The organism is Thioclava sp. UBA3469 (assembly GCF_002378135.1).
In the GTDB taxonomy this organism is placed as follows: Bacteria; Pseudomonadota; Alphaproteobacteria; order Rhodobacterales; family Rhodobacteraceae; genus Thioclava; species Thioclava sediminum.
The window spans coordinates 1-7,344 of the sequence record NZ_DFRG01000164.1 but is presented as its reverse complement, the minus strand read 5'-3'; the positions used below and the strand labels follow the sequence as shown (position 1 = coordinate 7,344).

General features: G+C 65.7%; 7 protein-coding genes and 1 pseudogene. 2 read left to right on the top strand and 6 right to left on the bottom strand.

The genetic code is table 11. From position 1 onward, the window contains the following. From B3D39_RS12505 to B3D39_RS12490, 4 genes are all read right to left on the bottom strand, one after another. Positions 1–1,025: multicopper oxidase family protein (locus B3D39_RS12505; RefSeq protein ID WP_414717997.1), on the bottom strand; the 1,025-nt coding region annotated here is incomplete at its 3' end. 1 nt (position 1,026) lies between these two features. After that, positions 1,027–1,461 carry a c-type cytochrome gene (locus tag B3D39_RS12500; protein WP_083075547.1) on the bottom strand — a complete coding sequence of 145 codons (435 nt, stop codon included), beginning with the start codon at positions 1,459–1,461 and terminating at the stop codon, positions 1,027–1,029. 80 nt (positions 1,462–1,541) lie between these two features. After that, a complete protein-coding gene (locus B3D39_RS12495; RefSeq protein WP_274961640.1) occupies positions 1,542–1,883 on the bottom strand; it encodes a hypothetical protein in 342 nt (113 codons plus the stop codon). Positions 1,884–1,934: 51 nt separating this feature from the next. Further along, positions 1,935–2,330, bottom strand: coding sequence for a MerR family transcriptional regulator (locus B3D39_RS12490; protein WP_083075641.1), 396 nt, complete (start codon positions 2,328–2,330; stop codon positions 1,935–1,937). A gap of 187 nt (positions 2,331–2,517) precedes the next feature. On the opposite strand from B3D39_RS12490, the gene B3D39_RS12485 reads away from it, so the two are divergent. Both B3D39_RS12485 and B3D39_RS12480 read left to right on the top strand, forming a co-directional pair. Next, entirely contained in the window at positions 2,518–4,983 is a 2,466-nt protein-coding gene (locus tag B3D39_RS12485) for a heavy metal translocating P-type ATPase (protein ID WP_274961639.1), read from the top strand. A gap of 47 nt (positions 4,984–5,030) precedes the next feature. Further along, the gene (locus tag B3D39_RS12480; RefSeq protein WP_274961638.1) at positions 5,031–5,747 is read left to right on the top strand and encodes a hypothetical protein; all 717 of its coding nucleotides are present in this window, start codon (positions 5,031–5,033) and stop codon (positions 5,745–5,747) included. A 123-nt stretch (positions 5,748–5,870) separates the two neighbouring features. Here the strand turns inward: B3D39_RS12480 and cobA are convergent, their stop codons facing one another. After that, positions 5,871–6,830: a uroporphyrinogen-III C-methyltransferase gene (cobA, locus tag B3D39_RS12475; protein WP_274961637.1), complete on the bottom strand. Its 960-nt coding sequence runs from the start codon at positions 6,828–6,830 to the stop codon at positions 5,871–5,873. A 13-nt stretch (positions 6,831–6,843) separates the two neighbouring features. Continuing rightward, positions 6,844–7,344 (bottom strand): annotated as a pseudogene (locus tag B3D39_RS12470) (glycosyl transferase family 3); the annotation flags it as partial.

Sequence of the window (7,344 nt, the reverse complement as noted above, 5' to 3'; positions counted from 1 at the left end):
ATTCGCCCCATTGCCCCGCCGGACATGACCAGTCGCAAATCACGCGCATCGGCAAGGTCCGGGGCGTGTGCCGCGGGGTTCGGCGGCAACGGCAGTGGCTTGCCTCTTGGTACTGAACTGGCTGTGCCGTTGACCAGAAAACTCACCAACGGGGTCAGTTGATCATCATCGCCGATGCGAAGCAATTGGGCGGTGCCGCCTTCGTCTTCGGTCACATCCACAATTAAGTCGACGCGCTGTGCCGGGCCGAGGATCGACTCGCCGTCAACCGACTGGGGTTGGCCGGTTGGCATTCCATCCACGGCCACCGTCCAGCCACTGAATCCAGAGAGCCTCAGCGGGAAAATTCGAGCGCTTGCTGCGTTGATGATCCGCAAGCGAATGCGCTCGTTGCGCTGCGCGGGCAAGGTCAGGTCATAGCGCCCGTTGGTCGTGATAAAGTTGCCGGTACGTCCACCGTGGCTCATCATCATGGGCTGTTCGAAATTGTCGAACAGCTGCCCGCTCTCAGGGTCGAGCAACCAGTCCTCCAGAACGATGACTTCCTCGCGGTCGATGTCCGGTCCATCGACCTCTTCGACGATCAAGGCACCGCGCAGACCACGCGCGACTTGCTCGTATGAGCGATTATGCGCGTGATACCAATAGGTGCCCGCATCCGGCACAACGAATTCATAATCAAAGGTCTGGCCGGGCGGCACGGCATCCTGCGTCAGCCCCGCCACGCCATCCATCGCGTTGTCGATGCGGATGCCGTGCCAATGCACCGAGCTTGGCACGTCGAGCTCGTTGACGAAGCGGCGTTGCAGGCGCGCGCCCTGCGGCACCCGCAGCTGCGGCCCCGGCAACGTGCCGTCATAGGACCAGACCTCGGTTTGCGGATAGCCCTCGGGGGCAATCTGGGCCATGGCGCGCTGCGCGGTCAGCGGAGTCGGGGCGGTTGCCGCGTTACCCATGCGCGCCGTCAGCGCCGTGGCCCCCATTCCGGCAAGGACCGCGCGGCGAGTCAGTTGGAAATTCTGCATCTCACTCGATCCCGTTCGCGCGCTGTAATTCGCGCACGTAAGTGACGATATTGGCGACATCGCCACGGGTCAGGCCCTCCTGCGGGGGCATGTTGCCGAACTTCCAGTGATGCGCGCGCACGCCCGCCTGAACGGCGGCCTGGAAGGCCATGTCCCCGTGATGGGACGGCTCATAGATCTTGTGCACGAGGGGCGGGCCGAAGCCCATTTTTCCGGTGGCATTCGCGCCGTGACAGGCGGCGCAGGTCGCGTCGAAAGCGCGTTTGCCCATCTGGGCCTGTTCGGAGAGCGTATTCGGCAAGGTGACAGCGACGAGCGGATCGCCTTTGGCAGGCGTGGCCGCCTCGGCCTCACTCGCGGTGTCGGGCTGCATCACGAGCCAACCGCCCGCAGCGAGGGCCGCGACGACCGCGGCAGAGAGAATATAGCGTTTCATAGAGTATCCTGTTCGATCATGCGCCCGGGCTCGGGACGCGACAGACGAACCCCCTCAGGGGCCAGCGACGGTGTGATCGATCAGATACGCGGTGGCGGAAGGTCGAGTTGGGGCTCATGCGCCAAGGGCGCGGGCGTCTCCGCAGGCAGGAGTGTCACCGACAGGTCAGCCCGGCTCAGCGAGAATTCCGGCGCGAAGTCCAGCGTGGCCGAGACCATCATCTGCGCATGGGGGCAGGATTGGTCCTGCGTCGAGCCCGCATCGTGATGGCTGTCGGGACAGGCCGCGCAATCGCTGACGGTGATTGCGTCCATCGTATCCATCGCACGCGCATGGGTCATCGCGGCAGCGGGCGCGCCCAACTGCGAAAGACCGATCAAACAGACCAGCCCGACGATGACGATATGCAGCGCTTTGCGCATGGCTCTCCCGGTTTCTCCCTGCCCTCTATCTGGTGGGCTCTGGCGCGGCTGTCAATTCCCGCGCTGCCCCATCAGGTCGTCTAGGATCGCACAATCGGGGGCATCGTCGCCATGACATTGCGCGATCAGACGTTGGAGTTGCGCCTCCAATGCACTGAGAGAGGCGATCTTCTCGCGCACCGCTTCGAGGTTTTGCTGCGCGAGCGCGCGCACATCCCGGCTGGCCCGCCCCTCATCGGCGCTCAAGCTGAGCAAACGGCGACATTCCTCGAGCGAGAACCCAAGGTGCCGCGCCTGCGCCAGAAGCCGCAACTGCTCCACGCAAGCGTCGGAGAAATCGCGATAGCCATTCGCCCGCCGGTCGGGCGTGACGAGGCCGATCTCCTCGTAATAGCGGATTGTCTTGACCGGCAGCCCGGTCTGCGTCGCGGCGGTTCCGATATTCATCTGCATAGGCCTCCTGCGCTTGGTATATAAACCTTCCAGTCACTGGAAGCAAAAGTCACGCTTGCGTGAGAGCCGCTGGAACATAGGGACGCGGGACCGGGTTTAGGAAAAAGATCGGTTATACTCTTGACCCTCCAGCAGCTGGAAGCCCTATCTGATCGGGCGAAGTTGCCGAAAGGATGAACGGATGACATCGCAACACGCCCACAACGAGACCCACGACACGCAGGAAACGACGGACGCGATCACCCGCGATCCGGTCTGCGGAATGACGGTCGACCCGGATGCCGACAAGCCCAGTGCCGAGCATGACGGGCATCTCTACCACTTCTGTTCGCAAGGCTGTCACGACAAGTTCGTGGCCAAGCCCGATGACTACATCAAGGCGACCGACCCGGTCTGCGGGATGTCGGTCGAGCGCGCGACGGCGAAATATATGGCCAAGCTCGACGGCGAGCGGTTCTATTTCTGCTCCGAGGGCTGTCAGCACAAGTTCGAAGCCCGGCCCGAGGATTATCTGGGCGTTCGTCCCGCTGCCAAGCCGATGCCCGAAGGCACGCAATATACCTGCCCGATGCATCCCGAGATCGTCGAGGACAAGCCCGGCGACTGCCCGAAATGCGGTATGGCGCTGGAGCCGATGAGCCCCAGTGCCGATAGCGGCCCGAACCCCGAGCTCGTGGATTTCCGGCGCAGGCTGTGGATCATGGGGCCTCTGGCGGCTGCGGTCTTCGTGCTGGAGATGGGCGCGCATATCGGGCTGCCCTTCGCGGAGTGGATCGGGCCGAAAGCCTTCCTCTGGCTGCAATTCGCGCTGGCGACGCCGGTGCTGTGGTTCGCGCGGCCCTTCTTCGTGCGCGGTTGGAAATCGGTGGTGAATGTTTCGCCCAACATGTGGACGCTGATCGCTTTGGGCACGCTCGCGGCCTATCTGTTCTCGCTCGCGGGGCTTCTGGTGCCGGGTATCTTCCCCGCCGAGATGCTGAACGAGCACGGCCTGCCGCCGGTCTATTTCGAGGCCTCGGCGGTGATCCTCGTGCTGGTGCTGATCGGCCAGATCATGGAGCTGTCCGCGCGCGAGAAAACCGGCGACGCGATCCGCGCGCTGATGGACCTCGCGCCGAAAACCGCGCGCCGCGTGGGCGAAAACGGTGACGAGGACGTGCCGCTCGATCAGGTGCAGACGGGCGACAAGCTGCGCGTGCGCCCGGGTGAGACCGTGCCGGTGGATGGCGTGGTCGCGGAAGGCTCCTCCGCTATCGACGAGAGCATGATCACCGGTGAGCCCGTCCCGGTCGAGAAAGCCCAAGGCGATGCGGTCACCGGCGGCACGCTCAACAAACAGGGCAGCTTCGTGATGGAGGCGCAGGCTGTCGGCTCGGAAACCACGCTCTCGCGCATCGTCGAGATGGTCGGCAAGGCGCAACGCTCGCGCGCGCCGATCCAGGGGCTGGCCGATCGCGTCGCGCTCTATTTCGTGCCCGCCGTGGTGGCCTGTTCGATCCTCGCCTTCATAGCCTGGCTCGTCTTCGGCCCCTCGCCCGCACTGGGCTATGCGACCGTGGCCGCCGTCTCCGTCCTGATCATCGCCTGCCCCTGCGCGCTGGGTCTGGCCACGCCGATGTCGGTGATGGTCGGCACCGGGCGCGGCGCAAGCGCGGGCGTGCTGATCCGCGACGCCGAGGCGCTGGAGCGCTTCGCCAAGGTCGACACGCTGATCGTCGACAAGACCGGCACGCTGACCGAGGGCAAGCCCGCGCTGACCGATGTGATCGCGGACGGGGCCTCCGAGGAAGAGGTCAAATCGCTTGCCGCCGCGCTGGAACGGGGTTCGGAGCACCCGCTGGCCGAGGCCATCGTGCAAGGGGCCGAGGATGCGCCCAAACTGGACGCCGAAGGCTTCGAGGCGGTGACCGGCAAGGGGGTCACAGGCCGCGTCGACGGCGCACAGATCGCGCTCGGCAATGCGGCGCTGATGGAGCAGATCGGCGCGGATACCTCCACTCAGTCCGAGGCGGTCGAACGCCTGCAATCGGACGGAAAGACCGCGATGTATCTCGCCCGCGACGGCAAGGTGATCGGGGTGATCGCAGTGGCCGACCGGATCAAGGAGACCACGGCAGACGCCATTCGCGCGCTCCACGAGGAAGGCCTGCGGATCGTGATGGCGACGGGCGACAGCGAGGGCACCGCAAGGGCCGTCGCGCGCGAGCTGGGCATCGACGAGGTCCATGCCGGGGTGTCACCCGAGGACAAGGCCGCGCTGGTCGAGAAACTGCGCAAGGATGGCGCCTCCATCGCGATGGCCGGTGACGGGGTGAACGACGCACCCGCACTCGCCGCTGCCGATGTCGGCATCGCCATGGGCACCGGCGCGGATGTCGCGGTCGAAAGCGCATGCTTGACGCTCGTCAAGGGCGACCTGACCGGCATCGTGCGCGCGCGCCGTCTGGCCGAGGGCGTGATGCGCAACATCCGCCAGAACCTGTTCTTCGCCTTCGCCTATAACACCGCGGGCGTGCCGATCGCGGCGGGTGTGCTCTACCCCGTCTTCGGCGTGCTGCTCTCGCCGGTGATCGCGGCGCTCGCGATGAGCTTCTCGTCGGTCTCGGTGATCGGTAACGCCTTGCGCTTGCGGAGGCTGAAGCTGTGACATCGGCGCACAAAGATGACAGAGTTACGCAAAACTCCGGAGGACTCATGACACGTTTTCTTAGCATTCTCGCCCTCGTGGCGTTGCCCACCGTCAGCTACGCGCACGGAGATGGCAGCGCGGGTGGGAGCGCGCATGACATGATGTCGGGCGATCACATGATGATGGACGACGCGGATATGGGCGACCATGAGCATATGGGCGACGAAGACATGCCCGCACATGACGACCACATGATGTCCGACGACGCTCATGCCGACGGGCAGATGCCGATGGCTTCGACCGCGCAGATGCCCGGCATGCAATCCGGGGACACGGGCGCGATCACCGAGCCGGGCCAGTCCGCCTTCGCAGCCATTCAGGAGATCGTCGCCTATCTGCTCGCCGATCCCGAGACGGATTGGAACCGCGTCAATATCGAGGGTCTGCGCCAGCATCTGATCGACATGAACAACGTCACCCTGCGCGCCAAGGTCAAAGAGGACGACATCGAAGGTGGTGCCCGTTTCGAGGCAACCTCGGACGACCCCGAGGTCACCGCCTCGATCCGTGCGATGGTGCCTGCCCATGTCGCGACGATGAACGGGGTCGAGGGCTGGGAGATGAGCGCCGAGGAAATCCCTGGCGGCAGCGTGCTGACCGTGACCGGCGCGGATGCGCAGAAGATCCGCGCGCTCGGCTTCATCGGCATCCTGACCGTCGGCGCGCATCATCAGCCGCACCATCTGGCGATGGCAAAGGGTGAAATGATGATGGGGCATTGAGGTCCTGATGTGCCTCGAATAACCCCATTCGCGAAGGGGCGAAAAGCAGGGGCTCGCCGGTGAAACTCGGCGGCTCCGACCTCCCGCTTGCGCACTGAGATGTGAGCTGTAACAACTTCGGCGTTAGAAATCGGCGACCAGCGGCGTTTTTCCGGCTTTTCCCACGTCCCGAGACTGCAGGTCCGCCGTGCCGCCGAGGCACGCGGCTCCCTTGTCGTGACGGATCAGGATGATCGCCGGGTTGCCTATCTTTTCCGCCCGGATCGTCGCGGCGAGCGCGCCAAGCTGGCAGGTCGCGATCCTCTGACGGTCGGTCGAAATATCCGAGACGATCTCGACCTCGGAGACAGCCGGGACACCCGCCGCGAGAAGGTTCGCCTCGATAACGGGCGCCTGCCGCACGCCCATGTAAAGCGCGAGCGTCGTGCCCGGGCGTGTGGATGCCCCCCAATCGGGCGTGTCGTCGCCCGCGCGACACATGCCGGTGGCGAAGACCACGCGGTCGGTGGCGCCGCGTTCCGTCAGCGACCGGCCAAGCGCGGCCCCTGCGGCGGAGGCTGCGGTCACACCGGGCACGATTTCGACCGGGATGCCGTTGGCGCGCGCGGCGGCAAGCTCTTCGGTAGCGCGTCCAAACATGCACGGATCGCCGCTTTTCAGCCGCACGACCCGCTTGCCCTGCAGCGCCGCCGCTACGATCACCGCGTCGATCCGCTCCTGCGGCCAGGCGCAGGCGCCGACGGCCTTTCCGACATAGACGAGCTCGGCATCCCTGCGCGCCAACTCTAGAACCTCCGGATCGACGAGGCGATCGTAGAAGACGATATCGGCTTGGCTCAGACGCTGAACCGCCCGAAGCGACAGCAGGTCCCGCGCACCGGGGCCCGCGCCGACAAGTGCGATCGCGCCCGGTTTCGCGCGACCGGGTGCGGATCGGGTCGGGGTCACGGCCTTCGGCGAGACGCCTGCCAAAGCGAGCCGCCAGTCGTGGAAAACCTCGCTCATGAAAGCCAGAATCCCCGGCTTGCGGGCGCGAAGCGCGGCGTCGCTCGGGGCAAACGGGGATGCGGCAGAGAGCTTCATGATCATCTTCCTTTCAAGCGGCGCGCGCGCTGTGTCGGCGTGCCCAGAGATCGGCGGGGCGCGCGCGGGGCTGTGCGATTCCGGCGGTGTCGAGCGCCAGCTCTGCCGTGCCGAGAACGATTTCGGTCGCGAAGGGATCGTCGATCTCGCCCGACCAGAGGCGCCCCAGATCGGCGGGATCGGGGGCCGCATCGGCAAGACGGCGGGTCGCGCCGCAGCTGGCCGCACCCTGCCCGGTCCATGCCTCCCCCGACCGCAGGCCGAAGAGCGCGATGTCCTTGCCCGGATGGCGCTCGAACTCGCCGCCACCGCCCTTGATCACCGTCATCGCTTGCAAACCCAGCAGCGCGCAGGCATCGGATTGCAGCTCGCGATACGGCGGATGGAAGACACCTTGCACCGAGGCCCTTGCGCCGCCCGGGTTGAGCACGCGCAGCACGGTATTGACCGCCGAGCGCAGCCCCAGCACCTCGCGCAGCCGCAGCAGATCGAGCGCGCGCGGCGCGAAATTCTC